This is a genomic window from Acinetobacter sp. V116_7 (assembly GCF_056735735.1).
Genome location: NZ_JBWZIF010000022.1, coordinates 76871 through 96539, shown reverse-complemented (window position 1 = coordinate 96539; position 19669 = coordinate 76871). Strand labels below are relative to the sequence as shown.

At 39.1% G+C, this 19669-nt stretch carries 19 protein-coding genes and 1 pseudogene; 8 read left to right on the top strand and 12 right to left on the bottom strand.

The window, feature by feature from the left end:
- Positions 1–1266, bottom strand: coding sequence for a D-amino acid dehydrogenase (locus AC1PJP_RS09380; protein ID WP_282496101.1), 1266 nt, complete (start codon positions 1264–1266; stop codon positions 1–3).
- A 136-nt stretch (positions 1267–1402) separates the two neighbouring features.
- Here AC1PJP_RS09380 and AC1PJP_RS09375 point away from each other — a divergent pair, with 136 nt between their 5' ends.
- Entirely contained in the window at positions 1403–1870 is a 468-nt protein-coding gene (locus AC1PJP_RS09375; protein WP_001247568.1) for an Lrp/AsnC ligand binding domain-containing protein, read from the top strand.
- 40 nt (positions 1871–1910) lie between these two features.
- Here AC1PJP_RS09375 and AC1PJP_RS09370 read toward each other — a convergent pair whose 3' ends face one another.
- On the bottom strand, positions 1911–3056 hold the full coding sequence (locus AC1PJP_RS09370; RefSeq protein ID WP_479766877.1) for an acetyltransferase domain-containing protein: 1146 nt from the start codon (positions 3054–3056) through the stop codon (positions 1911–1913).
- Positions 3057–3130: 74 nt separating this feature from the next.
- Here AC1PJP_RS09370 and AC1PJP_RS09365 point away from each other — a divergent pair, with 74 nt between their 5' ends.
- The gene (locus AC1PJP_RS09365; protein WP_479766876.1) at positions 3131–5221 is read left to right on the top strand and encodes a TonB-dependent receptor; all 2091 of its coding nucleotides are present in this window, start codon (positions 3131–3133) and stop codon (positions 5219–5221) included.
- Positions 5222–5264: 43 nt separating this feature from the next.
- Here AC1PJP_RS09365 and AC1PJP_RS09360 read toward each other — a convergent pair whose 3' ends face one another.
- The 6 genes from AC1PJP_RS09360 to AC1PJP_RS09335 form a co-directional block, all read right to left on the bottom strand.
- Complete coding sequence (locus tag AC1PJP_RS09360) at positions 5265–5642, bottom strand: nuclear transport factor 2 family protein (protein ID WP_049838218.1); 378 nt, start codon at positions 5640–5642, stop codon at positions 5265–5267.
- Positions 5643–5670: 28 nt separating this feature from the next.
- Positions 5671–6051, bottom strand: a complete 381-nt coding sequence (locus AC1PJP_RS09355) for a ribonuclease E inhibitor RraB (RefSeq protein ID WP_004795383.1) — start codon at positions 6049–6051, stop codon at positions 5671–5673.
- 128 nt (positions 6052–6179) lie between these two features.
- Complete coding sequence (locus tag AC1PJP_RS09350) at positions 6180–6845, bottom strand: RluA family pseudouridine synthase (protein ID WP_479766875.1); 666 nt, start codon at positions 6843–6845, stop codon at positions 6180–6182.
- A 110-nt stretch (positions 6846–6955) separates the two neighbouring features.
- A complete protein-coding gene (locus AC1PJP_RS09345; RefSeq protein WP_479766874.1) occupies positions 6956–7657 on the bottom strand; it encodes a DUF1003 domain-containing protein in 702 nt (233 codons plus the stop codon).
- An 80-nt stretch (positions 7658–7737) separates the two neighbouring features.
- On the bottom strand, positions 7738–8241 hold the full coding sequence (locus tag AC1PJP_RS09340; RefSeq protein ID WP_151767845.1) for a DUF2867 domain-containing protein: 504 nt from the start codon (positions 8239–8241) through the stop codon (positions 7738–7740).
- A 432-nt stretch (positions 8242–8673) separates the two neighbouring features.
- Positions 8674–9264 (bottom strand): TetR/AcrR family transcriptional regulator, encoded by a 591-nt coding sequence (locus AC1PJP_RS09335; RefSeq protein ID WP_250374939.1) that lies wholly within the window; start codon positions 9262–9264, stop codon positions 8674–8676.
- Positions 9265–9347: 83 nt separating this feature from the next.
- On the opposite strand from AC1PJP_RS09335, the gene AC1PJP_RS09330 reads away from it, so the two are divergent.
- The 3 genes from AC1PJP_RS09330 (at position 9348) to AC1PJP_RS09320 (ending at position 11828) form a co-directional block, all read left to right on the top strand.
- On the top strand, positions 9348–10049 hold the full coding sequence (locus AC1PJP_RS09330; RefSeq protein ID WP_016139631.1) for an SDR family NAD(P)-dependent oxidoreductase: 702 nt from the start codon (positions 9348–9350) through the stop codon (positions 10047–10049).
- Positions 10050–10138: 89 nt separating this feature from the next.
- Positions 10139–10756: an FMN-dependent NADH-azoreductase gene (locus tag AC1PJP_RS09325; protein WP_250374940.1), complete on the top strand. Its 618-nt coding sequence runs from the start codon at positions 10139–10141 to the stop codon at positions 10754–10756.
- 4 nt (positions 10757–10760) lie between these two features.
- Positions 10761–11828 carry a zinc-binding alcohol dehydrogenase family protein gene (locus AC1PJP_RS09320; RefSeq protein ID WP_479766873.1) on the top strand — a complete coding sequence of 356 codons (1068 nt, stop codon included), beginning with the start codon at positions 10761–10763 and terminating at the stop codon, positions 11826–11828.
- Between the two features lie 78 nt (positions 11829–11906).
- Here AC1PJP_RS09320 and AC1PJP_RS09315 read toward each other — a convergent pair whose 3' ends face one another.
- The 3 genes from AC1PJP_RS09315 to AC1PJP_RS09305 are packed head-to-tail and all read right to left on the bottom strand — an operon-like array spanning position 11907 to position 15885.
- On the bottom strand, positions 11907–12365 hold the full coding sequence (locus AC1PJP_RS09315) for a hypothetical protein (protein ID WP_000739925.1): 459 nt from the start codon (positions 12363–12365) through the stop codon (positions 11907–11909).
- Positions 12366–12371: 6 nt separating this feature from the next.
- Positions 12372–13109, bottom strand: a complete 738-nt coding sequence (locus tag AC1PJP_RS09310; protein WP_000002885.1) for a hypothetical protein — start codon at positions 13107–13109, stop codon at positions 12372–12374.
- Positions 13099–15885 carry a type VI secretion system Vgr family protein gene (locus AC1PJP_RS09305; RefSeq protein ID WP_479766872.1) on the bottom strand — a complete coding sequence of 929 codons (2787 nt, stop codon included), beginning with the start codon at positions 15883–15885 and terminating at the stop codon, positions 13099–13101. The genes AC1PJP_RS09310 and AC1PJP_RS09305 overlap by 11 nt, the downstream gene beginning before the upstream one ends.
- A gap of 262 nt (positions 15886–16147) precedes the next feature.
- Between AC1PJP_RS09305 and AC1PJP_RS09300 the strand changes: the two genes are divergently transcribed.
- On the top strand, positions 16148–16840 hold the full coding sequence (locus tag AC1PJP_RS09300; RefSeq protein ID WP_192455721.1) for a tetratricopeptide repeat protein: 693 nt from the start codon (positions 16148–16150) through the stop codon (positions 16838–16840).
- A 113-nt stretch (positions 16841–16953) separates the two neighbouring features.
- On the opposite strand, the gene AC1PJP_RS09295 is transcribed toward AC1PJP_RS09300, so the two are convergent.
- On the bottom strand, positions 16954–18183 hold the full coding sequence (locus AC1PJP_RS09295) for a beta-ketoacyl synthase N-terminal-like domain-containing protein (protein WP_479766871.1): 1230 nt from the start codon (positions 18181–18183) through the stop codon (positions 16954–16956).
- Between the two features lie 743 nt (positions 18184–18926).
- Between AC1PJP_RS09295 and AC1PJP_RS09290 the strand changes: the two are divergent.
- Both AC1PJP_RS09290 and AC1PJP_RS09285 read left to right on the top strand, forming a co-directional pair.
- Positions 18927–19019 (top strand): annotated as a pseudogene (locus AC1PJP_RS09290) (hypothetical protein); the annotation flags it as partial.
- Positions 19020–19240: 221 nt separating this feature from the next.
- Entirely contained in the window at positions 19241–19582 is a 342-nt protein-coding gene (locus AC1PJP_RS09285; protein ID WP_479766870.1) for a hypothetical protein, read from the top strand.
- The last annotated feature ends 87 nt before the right edge of the window (positions 19583–19669 follow it).

The window sequence follows — 19669 nt, the reverse complement described above, 5'->3', positions numbered from 1 at the left end:
TTATGCAGCATGCGCGTGTGAATAACGCTGAATTGAAAGGCCATCGGTACTGATTTCAGTCTTATGATTCAATACGATGTCACTAATTAATTTTCCTGAACCACATGCCATGGTCCAACCTAAAGTACCGTGACCTGTATTCAAGAACAGATTTTTAAAGCGAGTCGCGCCAATAATTGGAGTGCTGTCTGGTGTCATTGGACGTAGACCAGTCCAGAAAGATGCCTGTGCCATATCACCGCCTGGGAACAAGTCCTGAGTGACCATTTGCAAAGTTGCACGGCGGTCTTCGTTCAGACCTAAATTGAAACCACTTAACTCAGCCATACCACCTACGCGAATACGTTGGTCAAAACGAGTAATCGCGATTTTGTAGGTTTCATCAAGCACCGTAGATTGCGGAGCAAAAGCTGGGTCAGCAATTGGAATCGTCAACGAATAACCTTTCACAGGATATACAGGCAACTGTAGATCAAGTGGTTTCAAGAAATCACGTGAATAGCTACCAAACGCTAAAACATAACGATCTGCTGTTAAGACCTTACCATTGACCTGAACGCCCTTAATTTCATCGCCTTCAACAATCAATTTTTCTACGTTTTGGTTGAACTGGAAGTTAACACCCAACTCTTTAGCAATTTGAGCTAAAGCATTGGTAAATAAATAACAGTCACCTGTCTCGTCATTTGGTAAGTGTAAACCACCAACGAGTTTATCTTGCGCATTTGCCAACGCTGGTTCTACACGGCCAAGTTCGTTGCCATTTAATAACTCGTAGCTTACGCCGCACTCTTGTAGCACGCTAATGTCGCGTTGAACCGCTTCCATTTGCGCTTCTTTACGGAATAACTGCAAAGTACCTTTAGCGCGGTTTTCGTAATTAATGCCTGTATCTTTTCTAAGTTCACGTAAGCAATCACGGCTGTATTCAGCCACACGCATCATACGTTCTTTGTTTACAGCATAACTTTGTGGATTACAGTTTTTTAGCATTTGAGCCATCCACTGTAACTGCCACATGCTGCCATCTAAATTAATCGCAAGCGGTGCGTGATGTTGGAACATCCACTTCACAGCTTTAAAAGGGATTCCTGGTGCTGCCCAAGGGGTCGAATACCCTGGCGAAATTTGACCTGCATTACCAAAGCTTGTTTCTTCAGCAGGACCTGACTGACGGTCAAGAACAGTGACCTCAGCTCCTTGTTGAGCTAGATAATAGGCACTTGCCACTCCGATAACGCCGCTACCTAATACAATTACGCGCATTTCCATTCCCTCACGCACACCAGTTTATTTAACTAGTATATTTCTGCTTCAATAGTTTATTTCACTGTTTTTCAGGGTATAATCTAGGTAAATTTATGTTTTTCTCGCGAGAATTTTAAAAAAAGAGGAAATATCTATGCGTCCCTTAGATCGTATAGATCGCATGATTCTGGACATTTTGCAGCGCGAAGGACGAATTGCGATTAGTGAATTGGCATCGAGAGTCAACCTCTCTACCACCCCTTGTTCAGAGCGTGTAAAACGCCTTGAGCGCGATGGCATTATCATGGGTTATTACGCCCGTCTAAACCCAGCTTACGTAGACCGTAACCTGCTCGTCTTTTTAGAAATTAAGTTATCTGCCAAATCTGGTGATGTATTTGATCAAGTGGCCAGAGATTTAGTTGAGATTCCTGAAGTGCTCGAATGTCATCTTATTTCAGGTGAATTTGACTACCTTGTAAAAGCACGTTTAAAAGAAATGAGCGCATACCGCCGCTTATTAGGCGATCTATTAAAGAAACTCCCCGCATCGGCATCGTCACACAGTTATGTGGTCATGGAAGAAGTGAAAGAAACTTTATATTTAGATGTAAGCAAGTAAAGCGAGCATTATTGAACTCGCTTTACTCACATTTTAGAAATTAGAAATATTTTAAAATCGAAATATGTTTATTTTGATGTTTGAATTTCGAGAAACATTTAACCGCTGGGTAGAGTGCAAAAGACAGCACAATTGTGATTAACCACAACATCCACACATGGCTGACCGACAAATAATTTCCGTAGTTGGCTCCCCATAGACTGAGTGCAAACATATACATCAGTTTCAGCACATATAAATGCAATAAATAAAAGAACATCGGCACCGAGCCAAACACCACCAATGGTTTTAAAAACGAGTGCTGCTGCATACGTTCAAAAGCAACCAGCACAAGCAAACCAATTCCAACATTCAGCAAAATAAATAACAAAGACGGTGGATACTTGGTGAGGTTAAAAAAGCTCATGAGGCTCAGTTGTAATGACTCAAAATGTTGCCACGGCTGGTCACCATAGACGTTGATAAAACGCAGTAAAACAAATAACCCAATACTTGCTAAACCAAGGCTGAGTAAAGCGCGGCCTCTTTGCTTTGCTGTATATTTTGAACTAAAGAACTGACCTAAAACGTAGCCTAATAAAATCACCCCAATCCAAGGTAAAACAGGGTAACTTGTGCGAAGCTTAATACCCGCAAACTCAAGCCAGCTACGTTCATGTAAAACAAACCATATATTCTGTAGGATGCCTTGTGAAAAGTGCACAGAATCTAATAAGTTGTGCCCAAAAATAATGACCAACGCTACACCAGCAAGAACTGGCAAAGGCAAACTTACACAACAAGCTAGCACCACCATGCTAATACCGATCGCCCAAATCACCTGTAAGTAAATGACTTCGGGTGGAAAAGTCGCTGTCCATGCAAAATTCACAAGCGTAAGCTCTAATACAATCAAAAATAAGCCGCGTTTTAATAGAAAAGCACGTGTTTGCTGTAAATTTTGTTTTTTTGACTGAAATAAAAATGCAGAAATCCCGGTTAAAAGTACAAAAACCGGAGCGCAAATATGTGCCAATAATCGACTGCCAAATAATGCTGGTTCTGTTACTGTTACGTCCATTGGATCGGTAACCTGTTTATGTAAATAGAAAGTTTCTCTTACATGGTCGAGCAACATAATGATGATCACCAAACCACGCAATGCATCAATCGACTGTAAACGTTCAATATTCTTTTCTAAAGACATAGCAGTAATCAACAAAATAATGTAACGTTATACTATTACATTATAGTTCTTTTGTCTTTCATGGCTGATTATTTATGCAACACAAATTAGGATTGTTGTCTTCGTTGGGTCTATCATTTATATCGACATTCACTTGGGCAGAAGAAACGTCAACGGTACTTGAAACCATACGTATTCAGGCTGAAAGCACCCAAGAGGATGTGAGCCAAAATAGCTCGGCGACTAAATTTTCTCACGATGTTTTAGATGTCCCTTTTAACCGTGCTTATCTTTCTAAACAAATGATGGAACAACAAGACGTTCAACGGATTGATGACGCATTAAGCTTGGTGAGCGGAGTTTTTCATCAAAATAGTTTTGGTGGTGGCTTTTGGGATAATTACTCTTTCCGTGGTTTTAGTACCGACCCCAATTTAGGTGCCTCCATGATCCGTAACGGTTTGAGTGTCAACCGAGGGATTAGCGCTCCAAAAGATGTCGTAAATATTGAATCTTTAGAGTTTTTAAAAGGACCGATGGCTGCGCTATATGGCCGCGGCGAAACAGGTGGTTTGCTTAACCTCAACAGTAAAAAACCACAGTGGGAAAGCGAAAGTGAAGTTAACCTACGTGCCAATACTCAAGAACAATATCGAATAAGTCTAGAACACACTGCCCCTATTAACGATGAACTGGCCTATCGCGTAGCCGTGGCTCACGAAGATAATCAAAGCTTCCGTGATCATGTCAGTAGTGAACGCTGGTTCTTTTCACCGCAGCTCACGTGGAAAATTTCAGACCAGACACAACTCGACTTTGACAGTGAATTTACAGAGCACAAAGGAACCTTTGACCGTGGTGTAAGTACAGTCAATCACCAGTTTGTGATGGACCCGAAAACCTTTACAGGTGAACCTGACGACGGCGATTTGAAAATAAAAGATTACTTTTACCAATTACGTCTGAGTCATGAATTTAACCCTGAATGGAAGCTAAACAGTGCTGTCAGTTATAAAGACGCCAAAATGGTCGGCTTTGCAACCGAACCTCGCCGTATGCAAGCCGATGGACGTACTTTAGAGCGTCAACGTCGCTATCGTGATTATACAAGTGAAGATGTGCTGGCTCAGACAGAGTTACTTGGCAAGGTTGATACCTCTTGGGCTCGCCATGAAATTTTACTTTCGACCGAGCTTGGTCAACTCGACTATAAGCAAAACCAGCTTCGTCGCAATCACAGCACAAGCTCAACAAGCACAATTGATATTTACCAACCTGAATACGGCAAATATTTACCGAACTTAGCTCCGTTTACTAACACCAAAGAACAGCAGCGTTACTTTGCGCTTAATTTACAAGACCAGATCTTTTTCAATGATCAGTGGAGTGTGCTATTCGGCAACCGTTTTGATCAGGTCGAACAAGACTTTAAAAATCATCTGACTCAGACTGAAAGCAACCAGACGCTTCACCAGAATAGTCCGCGTTTCGGAATAAATTTTAAAGCTTCTGACCAATGGGCGTTTTACACCAACTATGGTCGCTCATTTGCCATGAATAGTGGTATGAACCGAAATGGTCAGACTTTTGCCCCTGAAAAAGGCGAAAGTTATGAGGTCGGCACCAAATATAAAATAAACGATCAAAGTGTGCTTAGTCTCGCTTTGTTTAAAATGAAAAAACGAAATGTACTCACAACTGACCCAATCGACAGTAACTTCCAAACCGCAGCAGGCGAAGTGAGTAGTAAAGGAATTGAGTTTGACTTAAATAGTCAAATCACTGACCGCTGGTTCGTCAATGCCAACTATAGCTATACCGATGCTCAAATTGAAAAAGACCAAGACTTGGCAAAAGGCGCTCGTCTAAGCAATGTTCCAAAACACCAAGGCGCTGTAAGTACTAACTATGAGTTTCTACAAGAAGGTCCACGAAAAGCAGGCGTAGGTGCCAATCTTACCTATGTGGGCGAACGTAGCGGACATAACCTTGATAATGGCTTTAATTTACCAAGCTATACGCTGGTCAATTTAAATGGCTACTATGCCCCATCTGACCGCTTACGCTATCAGCTGAACGTAAACAACCTGTTTGATAAAACTTACTATGTCTCAAGCTATAGCGATTTATGGGTTCAACCAGGTGAGCCACTAAATGCCTCAATTTCGGCACAGTGGAAGTTTTAATTCATACATAAACAAAAAGCCCGAATTATTTCGGGCTTTTTTATTAGAACATACCATTTTCATTGACGAGCGGGTCAGGCTGTACTTGGCCAATATCCCAAAACTCAGCAATTTTTCCATTTTCAAAACGACAAATATGGACCACAGCCAAGGTGGTTAACCCATTCATTTGCATTTCAAGTTTAGAATGCACAGCAACCAAATCGCCCTCTTCAATGACATGTTGAACGTCAAAGACTTTGTTTGGAGTTTCAGCCGCGCTTTCACGCATCCCTTCTCTTAAAGAAGTTGCATCACCCGCATAATAAGGGTTGTGATGCTTGAAGTTCGGTGCGGTGTAATTGCTATAGGCTTCATCGACTTCGCCAGCTGCGGCAAGCTCTAAAAACCGTACTGCAATTTGTTTTTGAGATAGGTTCATGATTATCTCCTACTCTTTATTTTAGACCTTACTGCAACAGGTCATCTTCGTCGTCGCCTTCCTCGAAGACATAGGCCATACAGCCCCATCCATCATATTCACCTTGAAATTTTTCAGCGATGCTAGCAAACCATTGTTCCAAATCAACAATATCTGAATACTCAGGTTCCATGTTGACAAAGATGGTAATCACCCACTCGTTTGGCTCAACAGAGTCATCTTGGAAAAGTGAAACTTTTTGTTCTTGGTAAAGTAAATAGAGTGCACATTGCTCTGCATTTTTTTGATCTTGAAAAGCAATTGAAAATTCAATTTCATGCAGCTCGGTTAAATCATCCCCATCTTCAGCCATTTGCCAAAGTACATTGCCGTTATCGTCATCTGGAAATTGTTCGTAGTCACGAGTCATAAAGTGATCCTTGTTGTTGTCGCAGTATTAATATTATTCGACATCAAGAATACCCGACTTTTATTGCAGTTTGGGTATATATTCCGTTCCCAATTGCATCAAATTGAATTTTTAATTGTATGTAAATTTTAAAAAGGCACTTGGGATTGAATGACCACATCTGTGCCTTTCAATGGATGCTGAAAAGCCAGATACGCAGCATGTAAAGCCATACGGCTTAAATGAAAACGTTTCGGTTCAGGATGGTATAACTTGTCACCCATAATCGGGTGTCCAATATGCATCATGTGCACACGTAACTGGTGCGAACGCCCTGTGACTGGTTCAAGTAACACTCGCGTTTGATCTACTTTTTCGTCATAAACGAGCGGTTGAAACAAGGTTTTGGCATGTTTGCCTAATTCAAAATGTACAATTTGTCTTGGGCGATTTTCCCAGTCAGTAATGAGAGGAACTTCAACACTACCCTCTTGTGCGACTTGGCCTTGCACCAAAGCAATATAATGTTTTTTGACTGTTCTGGCCTGAAACATTTTACTTACCGCAACCTCTGCATCACGGTGCTTGGCAAACATAAGTAGGCCCGACGTCGCCATATCTAAACGATGCGTGACTTTAGCCAAAGGGAACTTTTCTAACACCCGTAAATAAGCGCTATCATGATGCTCAGGTAGGCGACCCATCACAGACAACAATCCCGCAGGTTTATCAACCACAATTAAATCGTCATCTTCAAATAAAATTGAAAGCGGATCTTGTGGCGGAGCGTAAACAAAATTGTCGTTTAAAGGCATGGTCGTAGAAACAGCAATGGAGCATGGCGGCAAATCATAAAGAAATTTCAGACCTACCGCAAAACAATCTATAAGCTATCATCATGTTCCACGTGAAACTCGAAAAATCTTTATCGCTTTTTATTCATTTCAGCTAAAAGATCGAGCTGAATTTCTTGAATATGCGCAAGCCTTTCCCACTGATGCGATAAAAGATGATCCATTTTTTCATGTAAATGACGAATCTCAAGCTCAGCTTTTAAATTAATTTGATAGTCATGTTGCGAACGTAAGCGATCTTTGGCTTCTTGACGGTTCTGACTCATCATAATGACAGGTGCCTGAATTGCAGCCAAACATGACAAAATCAGGTTAAGTAAAATAAATGGATAAGGATCGACTGGACGTACTACCATCACGACGGTATTAAAAAGGATCCAAGCCACTAAAAACAGCCCAAAACAAGTTAAAAAGACCCAACTTCCACCAAATGAAGCTATTTTATCTGCTAACTTTTCACCCAAAGTCCAATTCTGATCGAACTCTGTCTCTGTATTACGAGTAATGAGTTCATGCCGTTGCATACTGCCAATTACTTCATTCTCCAAAGTGGTTAGCTCCCCCTTTTCTGAACGTAATAGGGACTGCACATATTTAATACGGTAGTCCGCCAAATCAGCACGACAAATAAAAGTTGAAAAAGACCACTCTGGGTAATCTTTCAAGATTTCTTCACCAATGACATCTCGAATGACTTCACCAGACACAAGATCTTTTAAGGGAAAACTCTTTCCGCATACGGCGCATTGGCGATACTGATTTTTATTGTCCATATTATTCAGCCCATTATTATGATAATAAGATTAGTATATAAACGATTTCGGCCTAACACATCGTAAATAAAAATAGTACTCTAACCTAATATCTGTAAAGTCGCTGGCACTATTTTTCGATGCGCAGGAATTACAGGCACCATGTACAATCGCCCAAGTAGATTTTTAATATGTACCACTGTAGTCACTGTAAGCACTTGGGTATCTTCATTTTTATAAATAGATAAAGTCACATTCAAATGTTTATCATCATCTCCGATCACTAACTCATTTTCGGTACGCTGTAACAAGGTAAAAATTCCAATTCGGTCGCCTGCGACATATTCATTTTCTTTTTTATTCGAATCAATCTGCTTAAAACTTCCTAAATCTTTAAGGCCAATCTTGGAGGTAATTTTATTGCGTAGATTCATACTCCACTCTATCCACTGCGGAGTATGCTGGAACAATTTAATGAGCTGCCCAAATACATTCAGGTCAGGCTGACCAAGCACAATACTCCACGAGTCGTGGAAATAAGCATTGTTCAATTGAGATGAGATTTGGCTGTCATGCGGCAAGGCAGAAAGATAAGGCTTATTCATGAATTATATTCTTGTAAAGTATCATTTTTATTATAGAGAATTTTTTAGGGTGTCAAGGGAAACCGTATATGGTTTACTTCAACAATTATAACTTTGTAAGTTAGAACCTTATGCCTATAAACTTTTGATCTATAGCGTCCTAAGCCGAATCGAGACCTTTTGGGTGAGTACACACTAACGTTATACGTTTTGGTGCATGCTACTCTTTTCGATCCCTATCACACCCTTGAGATATAGTTTAGCCAGCACCCTATGGGATTGTTTTTCTAAGAACAGCTAATTTTAAATATTTTTGGTAATTTTTACGCAAAAAATCAAATTAAAAAGAATATATTTCCATTTCATAATAATTAGTCAAATTTAAATTCCACTTTATTTGTTTTTTACGGTTTATTTTACCAATTAATTAAACTTATATAGTCAAATTAAAAACTACTTCACTAGCAACCGTTTAGCCGATTCTATAATCATTGCTCTACGCTTTTTATGAGGATTATCAATATCCTCGATCGGGGTAAACATTCTGGCAACTTGAGGCAACATAAACCAGCTATTTGCAAGTGCTAAAATCATGAAAGTTAAATAACTTGCTTCAATTTCATCGGTTACCCTGCCTTCATCTTGTTCTTTTTTAATTGCTTCAATTTTACAATTATAATTTTCGCAGCGGATATTTTCATTTGGCACTTCTTGTGAAGAGTAAATCAACCCTTCCCAAAGCAATAAACGACTCAGTTCAGGGTGTACACAATGATAGTCATACACACGCCCAGCATATTCAGCAATATCTTCTTCTTCAAAAGATTTAAGAGGTACAGACTGAGCAACTTTAATTAATTCATTGCTTAAAACCACCGCGAATAAATCTCTTTTAGCCCCGAAATAATTATAAATACGCTCTTTGTTAACACCTGCAATTTTTGCAATTTTATCAACAGTGGTACCATCTGGACCATGCAAAGCAAACTCACTAATTGCAGCTTTCAAGATTTTTTGTTTTGTTCCTTCAGTATCCCACGACATAATTATTTTTCACTTGCATATATTATTAAAACATATTATAAAATATTTCCAACCAAATAGTTGGTTTTTTTTGGAACTTTATAATGAACAACAATATTATAATTTTTGGCTATGGAACAGGTATTTCCAAAGCCGTAGCACATAAGTTTGGTAAAGAAGGCTATAAAATCGGGTTAGTGGCAAGAAATGCTGAAAAACTCGAGAAGGCCATTCTAGAACTTAAAACACAAGGTATAGAAGCTTATGCTTTTACATGTGATTTAGCAGTTCTGGAAGACATACCAAATCTAGTAAAACGTATTAAAGACCAATTCGGAGAGATTAAAAATATTCATTGGAACGCTTTCCATGATATTGAAGGCAACATCTTAGAAACCAATCCGCTAGACCTCACCCAAAGCTTCCATATTCGTGTTTCAAGCTATATTGCTACGGTACAAGCTTGCCTACGTGATTTAGAAAAGAATAACGGTAGTATTTTATCAACCAATGGAATTTTTGCGTTCGATGCCGTGGGAATAGATTTAGTTGCCAAAGAATATTCATCTTTAGCAATTGCAGCCGCCGCTCAATATAAAACCACCAACTTACTTGCTCATAGTCTCGCTGACTCAAATGTTTACGTGAGCCAAGTCATTGTGAATGGCTTTGTTGATGGAACACCGGGTGCACAAGATAAAAGCTACACGGTACATCCAGAAACGATTGCGGAGCAGTTCTGGTACTTACATCAACATAAACAAGAAACTGTCTCTCTTTGTGGTGAAGCAATTCAAGCTGCCTAAAACAATTCCTGATGAAAAATTTATTTAATGAATTTAAAATTATTTATTAAATAACAATACATTAAAATATTTCTAATATAGAGAAAACTATGAAAGTCCTTCATATCAACTCATCAACTCGTGGTGAGAATAGTCAGTCTTTACTTATTGCTGAACAAGTAATTACCCAGCTTAAAATAAAGCACGCTGATTTAGTTATTGATGAATTTAATCTTTTTGAAGATGATCTACCTGCGTTCGATAAAAATGCTGTGGGTGCCAAAATGGCATTATTTACAGGACAAGATTCAAACTCGAAAGAAAAAGAAGCATGGACAAAAATTAAAGAGGTTTATAACCGCTTTGCATCTGCCGATATCTATGTATTTAACGTACCTCTTTGGAACAACAACATTCCTTACATCTTAAAACAGTTTATTGATGTCGTAACTCAGCCAGGTTGGGCTTTTGGTTTTGACCCATCTACTGGTTACACAGGCTTGTTAAATAATAAAAAAGCATATGTCGTGATTGCTAGTGGTGTGTATTACCAAGGTATTTCTAATAATTTCGGTTCTGACTTTGCAACGCCTTATCTTAATGACTGGTTAAAGTTTATTGGCGTAAGTGATATTGAGAATATCCATATTTCACCTACAGTAGTGAATACTGACTATGAGAAAACAAAGCAAGATGTGATGAGTAATGTCGAGAAACTAATCGCGTAAGACTATGAATAGCAAAATAAATTATGCAGTTGCTATTTGTGAGCCATTAGAAATTGAACATCCAGATTCATTTCTGGATGTTCAAGTTCCTTACCCACAAGCACTGCCTCACGATGTTATTGTAAAAGTTCAAGCAATTTCAATTAACCCTGCCGATACGCGTGCACGACGTAGAAAAACTAAAGATAACCAAACTACAGTTTTAGGATGGGATGTTGTTGGAACTGTTACTGAAATTGGTTCACATGTTCCTGAAAAATTTAAAATTGGAGATACAGTCTATTATGCAGGTGATATTAGCCGTTCTGGAGGTAATTGTACTTACCATGCAATTGACTCAAGATTAATTGCTCATGCGCCTAGCACTATTTCTATAGAAGATGCGGCAGCTCTTCCCTTAGTATCATTAACTGCATGGGAAGCATTAGCTGAAAGGCTATCACTTCAGATTAGCTCTACTCATTCAAACAGCCAGCTTCAACATACCAATAAATCAAGATCTTTATTAGTGATTGGAGGTGCTGGTGGCGTAGGCTCAATGGCAATTCAACTTGCTAAACTTGTTCCACAGTTGACAGTTATCGCTACAGCTTCACGGCAAGAAACGAGTAATTGGTGTCGGAAATTAGGTGCCGACTATATTATAGATCACACTCAAGACATTCCAACTCAATTATCCAAATTGGGTTACTCTGAGGTCGACTATGTTTTGATCTGCAATTCACCAGATTCATATTTTAATATTCTGCCAAGTATTACTAAGCCATTTGGAAAAATTTGTAATATTGTGCCTTTTTCTCATTTGCAAGATTTCAATCTATTGATGAAAAAAAGCCTCTCATTCCATTGGGAACTTATGTTTACACGCTCTAGTTTTCAAACTACAGATATGGCAAAACAATCTGAAATTTTAGATCATATTGCAAAGCTAATTGATCAAAATATTATTATTTCACCAAGACTTACATCTCTAGCTCCTATTAATGCTGAAAAAATTAAGCAAGCACACCAGTTGGTTGAATCTAATAAGACAATTGGCAAAATTGTAGTGGTTAATGAAAAGCAAAGTTAAAGCAACATAGAAGAAGCGTAATAAATTACGCTTCTCTGAATTTTTAATTTGATGTTTATATGTCGTAGTAGTATTTAACTACTTTTCATACTCTGATGGATCAATTTTGTATTTTTTAAAGAGAATAGAACGTACGGAGTCATTTATACTGTCATCATATTTAATGATTAAATAAATATCCTTCTTAGTTAAGGGAATAGTTTTTAAAATATCACTTAGCTCTGTACTTCTAATAGATCGTACTTCACTTGGTTGTTTGGATATTTCAGGATCTTGCTCTTCAAAATTAAAATCTACACCTTGTAAATTAAAATAAACCATAACTCTTCTATTTAAAGAATCACTATCATCATATAAAACAGTTCCTGCTGGAAGGATTGTATATTCTGAATAATTATCACCATTTGAAGAAATTTTTAGAGGCCTCTCTAAAATATGTATCTTAGGCATTTCTCTAGAGCTCCACAGATAAAAATTTAAAACTAATTGAACTAAAAACAAAATTCCTAATATGATTATTACCAGATTTTTTTTCATATATCCCTACTTTTTAAGATGATATGTATTTTTAATATCTACTTTTACATCAGGAGACTTCATTAAATAATCATTTAAATTATCGGGTAAAAATAGGTATTTTGGCATTTCATATTTACTTGCCTTAAATGCTAGCTTTACTGTAGTGGATAGTACTTTCTCAGCATTTACAAACATATGGCCTGATTTCGCCATACTTGGAATTGCTTTTTTCGTTGCTTCTAAACTTTGAGTAGTGCAATTAGGGGCCAAAGCAAAATAGTCCTGAGATAAAGCATAACTTTTATAGTATTTTTCATTTCGTCTTAATGTAGCTGTTTTCAATAAATTATTATAATAATTTAATACCAGCATAGCCTGACTATCAAAGATTTTATAGCCATAAGCATGGGTTGTCCTCGTTTTTGAAGTTCCTACCCCTTGGCTATTTTCATCAGCAATATAAGCGTCAAAGCTACTCCAAATCCTTAATATCCCTTCCCCGCGGGGACTATTAGCACCCTCTAAAGTAAAAATACCAAAGCTTTCAGGTTTCGTCTTACCATACCTACCAAAATCATAGATATAATCCTTACCTTTCAACTTAATATAAACAGCAGTATGGCCATACGGTGACTCTCTATCTCCTTCCCCATATGCACTCCCTACTAATAGATGTAACTCAGCTTCTGGTTTCAAAGGAACTTTCTGGGTCGGTGGATTAGCTGTATTCGTTGTAGTACTTGTTGTTGAATTATTCGCCATTTACCCTATCTTCCTGTTCGAACCAATTAACAACTAATTCATCATTTTCAGCAGATTTTATAGTTTTCGTCATTCCTTTCTCATTGGTAAAACCATAAGATTTTATTCCTGTTCTTTTATTCAAAATTGAATAAGGTATTCCTTCTAATGGTTCATTCTTAGATGAATCTATAGCTTGGAAATTACGATGCTCAGTTTTAATTCTCAAATCGGGCAATGCAGGAACATTAGCATTCGCACTCCCGCCTCCCATAAACACATGCTGCCCAGCCTTCACCTCAAATTTGCCGCCCGTGGTCATAAAAATACCCGAACCGGTAATTCTGACTTGAGAGCCGCCTGCGGTGAGCACAATTTCTTTGGCTGCGGTCGCTTCGATTTTGTCTTCGGTCGAAATCACCTGAACAGCTTTACGGGCGATTAAATCTGCTCCATCGCCTTGTGCTTGTATTTCGACTTTACCCTTGCCTGCATAAAGTCTCGCCCCTTCTTGCGCTGCAAAAAGGCTAATTTTATTTTGAGCGTGTGCGATCAGGTTCTTTTGGGTAGATAAGTTAATGCTATCGCCCGCAGTTTGGTTGAGCTGCCCATCTGCACTTAGGTGAATGTCTTCATTACTGCTTAGCGCGACGCTATTTGGGCTTGCCAGCAGCATAATCGCTTCTTTAAAGGTTTTGGCTTTTGCGTTGTCTTGCTGCTCAAGTTTTTCAATAAAAGATTTTAGGTTTTCTAAATTTTCTAACGGATCAGTTTGCTGATTTTTAGCTACTTCACTGAGTGCCTTGGCATTGTTAAGGCCGCCTTCGATTTGTTGTTTGGCCTCATTTGCATCGAGGTGTACACCTTGGGCTTGGTCCTGTTTATGGGTACTAACGAGTAAGCCACTACCCGCTCTTACTGCGCCCCACTGATCTGTTCTAAGTTCAAAACCTTCACCTCGGCCATCACTCTCTGCCTTGTCTTTTGGATGGCTTAAGTTACCCAAGTTGAGCTGGCTTGCCGCATGGCTGCTTTGTAGCTGGGCACTGATTTGCCCTGTGGTGTCATCAAAACGTAGCTGGTTAAAGCCTTTGCCATCCACTTCTTCTGAACGGATACCACTGAGTTTTTTAGTGTCAGGTAGCTGGCCTTTTTGGTCAAACTGAGTTGGGTGGCGTTCGGCTTCATGAATACGACCCACCACAAATGGGCGGTCAATATTGCCGTCAAAGAAGTCGATGACCACGATCTCACCCACGCGAGGCAGGAAACGTGCGCCATAACCGGCGCCCGCCCACGGAGTCAGCACATCAACCCAAGCGGAGTCAGTATCATTGTCGTTACTTCCTGCTCCACCATCATGGCTATGGTCGTCAGTTCGGGTAAACAGGAAACGGACTTTAATGCGCCCCCACTGGTCGACATGGATGCTTTCGCCTTCTAGTCCCACCACTTTAGCGCGCTGCGGGTAAGCGGCTGGTCGGTGTTCTAGCGGGCTATATTCAGGTACAGCTTTAATATTGCGTCGAACCACGTTCAGCTCAGCAAAGTGGCGTTGTTCAGGGTTTTGGCTGTCGAGCTGGGCAGCCTTGAGTTTGTCTTCTGGTAACAAGCGTTCGAGTTGCTGCTGTAATTCTTTTGGTAAATTATTCTGGTTATAGTAGTGCTTGCTTAAGATTAAGAACTCTTTATCGGCACTGTCATGTTGGTCGAGTTCAGGGTGATCATTGAGTTCAAACCAGTAACCTACCTGTGCATCACGGACGTTACCCGAAACGGTAAATTGTTTAGAACTCAGGTGATAGTAAGCATTGATGTGCTGGTTAAGCTGTTCAATCTGGCTATTACCTGAAGCGGTGGCTTGGTCTTCACCGTTTAAGTCCTGCATCCAAGCGGGGCTAACATGCCATGCATCTTCAAGGTTTAGGCTGGCATTGTCATAGTGTTCGCTGTGCTTTTGTGTGCCTTGTACGCTACCGCTGCCTTCTTCTTGTTGTAGGGCATCAGCTTGCCAGCGTTGCACATGAACCGAGGTTGGTTGTAAGCGGCGCTCAGCTTTAACTTGGGTAATGGTATCGAACTGTTCTGTAGCACTGCTGCGTTGGTAACGTAGGCTACGACGTTCAAGCGCTTGATAATTTTGGTTATCGTCAATTAAACGTAATACCTGCGGCTGAATAGAAGCATTCGGGTCAGCGACCAAAAGTTGCGATTCATCGATTAACCAGTTAATTCCTTCGCTACGCCACAAGCGGGTTAAAAAGTCATAGTCACTTTCATTGGACTGCATCACAAATGGACGCACATCGTAGTCTTTGGTTAAGCCTGCTGCGTCGAGTGTTAAGCTTGCGGCAAATAACGGGCTTTTGCCCTGCCATTCTTTAAACAGAATTTCGCTAATATCGCGCACGCTTTTATTCATAAACACGCGGCTATTACGGCGTTTATGCCAGAGTGCAGTTGGGTCTTTTAAGGTGAGGTTATAAATGGTGAGTGAGCCGTCGCTTTGCCCTTGGCTTGCTTCGGTAATAATGCCCGTGGTTCTAAAAAACTGACCTGTATCCGTAACCTGATCGACAGCTACCTGACAGCCAATAAATTGTTTTAATGCAATGTGCGCGTTTGTCGACAGACACAGTAACTCAGCAACGCTACCTTGGTTGAGGGTATGTTCACCCTCAATGCGTTGCAAGAAAACTTGCTGATTTAAAGACTGATTTGAGAATTGGATATGAACAGCGCGATTTTGTGAAACAAGGCCTAAACGCTCCAATATACTCGACACACTCATCTGCATTTTTATTATCAATCAAACTTATATTTAGGCCGCATTTTAATTAAAAAAAGACTAATCTGTCTATCTATACTCATTTTCAAAATGTAACTAGTCTAAATATGCAGTTTTAGGTTAATTTCTTATTAGATAGGTATTTAATCCGTAAAATTTACTCATTTTAAAGTGCTATAAACCACCCAAAGATATTTAATATTTTTCTTTTATATTCAAATAGATATTAAAGAAAAATAAATATTAAAATTAATAAAATTCAGGATGAGATATGAAAATAAAAAAGTCTGCTTTTTATATATTTATGGTGATTTTTTCACTTCATTCTCATGCATTTGCTGAACCGAGTGTGGCCGATATTCAATATCGTGCAGAACAAGGGCAAGCTGTTGCTCAATATCATCTTGGCATGATGCTTTTAAGCGGCGAACAAGGCGTTGTTAAAAACTATGAACAAGCGTTTAAATGGCTAACTGCGGCTGACCAAAATGGAAGCGTGGGGGCAAAATATAGTTTAGGGATGATGTATTACACAGGCACGGGTGTAGAAAAAGATGCCAAGCGCGCTTTTGATTATTTCACCAAAGCTGCGGCCAAGAACCATGCGAAAGCGCAATATAACTTAGGGGTGTTATATGACAGAGGGGAAGGAACTGCGCAAGATTATGGAAAGGCGTTTGAGTGGTTCAGTCGTGCTGCCAACCAAGGCTACCCACCCGCAGAATATAATTTAGCTCAGCTCTATAAAAAAGGTCACGGCGTCACCCAAAGTGATGAGCAAGCGCTTAAGTGGTACACCAAAGCGGCTGAGCACAATGAAAGCGATGCTCAGTACAACTTGGCCCAGATGTATTTAAATGGTGAAGGCACACCGAAAAACCTACAACTGGCAAAGAAATGGTTTCAGCAAGCGGCCAATGCAGGCGATGTAGATGCGAAAGAAATGCTCAAAAGTTTAGAATAAAGACTGTCTTCTCTCTAATATTTTATAAATCAATGAGTTTCTATTACTTATAAAAACAGTATGTATGACCTATTTTATTGTTTTTATAAGGTCACATTCATTTCGATTTTAAATTACCCTTCCCATTTTCTAAAAACGAGACAGGTATTTACCCCACCAAAACCAAAGCTGTTGCTCATAACTGTTTTTAGTTCGGTTTCTCTGCTCTTTTGAACAATATCAAAACTTTTAGCTTCTTCGCGCAGTTCGGTAATATTAATACTCGGTGCGATAAAGTTATTTTGCAGCATTAAAATAGAATAAATGGCTTCGTGTACACCTGCTGCCCCCAAACTATGTCCAGTCATCGACTTGGTCGAACTGAGTGGCGGTACTTTTTCGCCACCAAAAGCTCTTTCTATAGCCAATAGTTCCGGAATGTCTCCTGCTGGCGTTGAAGTGCCATGCGTGTTGATATAGTCGATGGTTTCACAGCCGTTTTGTTTGGCTTCTGCGAGTGCTAGCTTAATACAGCGAGTCGCACCTTCGCCACTTGGGGCAACCATATCGACACCGTCACTATTGGCAGCATACCCAACCACTTCTGCCAAAATTTTTGCTCCGCGCTTTTGGGCATGACTTAAAGACTCCAAAACTACCATGCCACCGCCGCCAGCGATCACAAAGCCATCGTTATCGACAGAATATGGGCGTGAAGCCGTTTCAGGTGCATCGTTATATTTAGAACATAATGCGCCCATTGCATCGAATATTGCCGTTTGCGACCAATGGTCTTCTTCGCCGCCACCAGCCAGCATTACGTCTTGTTTACCAGCGGCAATAAGGTGAAATGCATAGCCAATTGCGTCGGCTGAAGTAGCGCAGGCACTTGCAATGGATTGCGATATACCTTTTAGGTTGAAAGCATTTGCTAAGTTAGAACTAACCGTATTTGTAAGATAGCGTGATGCTAAATCAGGTGATACTCCGCTTGCGCCTTTTTCTTTTAAGCTATGTAACATGTCGATGATGGAAGCTGTCGAGCTGCCGCCTGTTCCCCCAATCACGCCATATTTTGAGTTATTGGCAATATCACTCACATCAAGCTCAGCGTGTTGTAGCGCATCGACCGCTGAGTTGTATGCATACATGGCACAAACGCCCATGTGTTTTTTTAATTCTGGATCAATATTTTCAAAATCCATTTCGGCTGTGGCGCTGACATGGCTCCGAAAATTCAATTGTGCATAGACATCGTTATAGCGAATGCCTGAGCGACCTGCTTTTAAGGAGTCGGTTACTTTCTCTAATGTATTTCCAATACAGGAATTTATTCCCATACCTGTTATTACAACACGTTCCATTCTTATCTCTATAAAAACGACAAAAATAGATCTTAACAATCAAGTTCTTTTTTGGAACTGGCAAAATATCTCTATATTTATTATTTTTTATAATCAAATATAAATAAAAAGTTAATAATAATATTTTTATTTTAAAATCTATTTAGTTTTATTATTAAATCAAAAATATTCTAAATATTAAATTGACGTAATTAAAATCACCGATTATTATCTCGTTGCTGGCCTACATTGCCAGTCGGTTATGACAGACCGCGAATAACAAAGACGATGTGCAAAATTCTTATTTTGTGTGTCGGGAACTCGTTCGCCCCCTTTTTCTCTATGGTAGGGCGGAAGGGGGACACCTTTGTGTGTGCTGGTTCCTTTGTTTCCAGTCTGTCAACCCTCTTTCGTTCTACCACCATAAATTAATTCGCGGTAATCTGGTGGTAGGACTCCATAAATTATAAGGAGTTGACCATGACATTTTTCAAACTTATTCCCCCTCCTGCTTAATCATTTTATTTATTTAAAATTTAGGTTTTCTATTGTCTATTTTTAAAATTTATAAATTATTTTTATTTTAAAAATTTAATTATTTTATTTTCCTATATACATGGGAGGGTTAATTATTACCTAAAAATTATTTTAACCCTTAAAACCAATTATATTTTTATTCTACTCATAGATATAAATCATTATGAGAATAATATGACAATTTATAAATCTATTTTGGCTTTAAGTTTGGTTCTAAGCAGCTACGGTTTTTCAGTTTGCAAAGTCCTGTTCTCCCACGGGACTTTGCCCCTACTTTTTTCAGCGTCATGCAGCGGTGTGACAAAAGTAGTCTGGGTTAAGCGTTTGGCTTAGCCCCTTTATCTCTGTGCTGCAATGGTTTATTACTTTAAATCAGCGCAAAAGATTAAAGTCTGTTGTGGCACAGAGGCCTAAAGAAGAATATTTTTAAGAAATTTGAATTCTTATAGTTTAGATATTTCTATACCCAGCTCGTTTTTAACGATAAAGTCATGTTTAATAATTAGTATTTTTTATCATTAATATCATAGAGCTAATAAAAATGAGTTTTTATACAGAACTACAAGTCCGTTATACAGATTTTGATACGATTGATTTATCTACTGAAAAGCAAAAAATTCTAGAAATATTAACGGAGGATTCAATCCACGAAGATGTTTATGGTGATTTAGTAGAAGCCTTTACTAATGGTCATGCAGGTCTTAATGTCGATCCAGTTTATTGCTTACAACTCATAGAAAAAATTACCGCTCTATTTCCAAATGCAAATTTTGAATGTCGAGGGTTAGGAGAAGAGTATTTTTATACATGGATTCTTTGTGTTGAAAATGGCCAGATTATTTTTAGTAGCAAGCCTTGGGAAACTGAAAACCCTTTTATATAAGGATAACCATACCCATTCTTGTACGTTTTAACCTACAAACTTTTAGGGATTTTGCGGATTGGCGACTTCCTGCTTTTTTCCTATGAT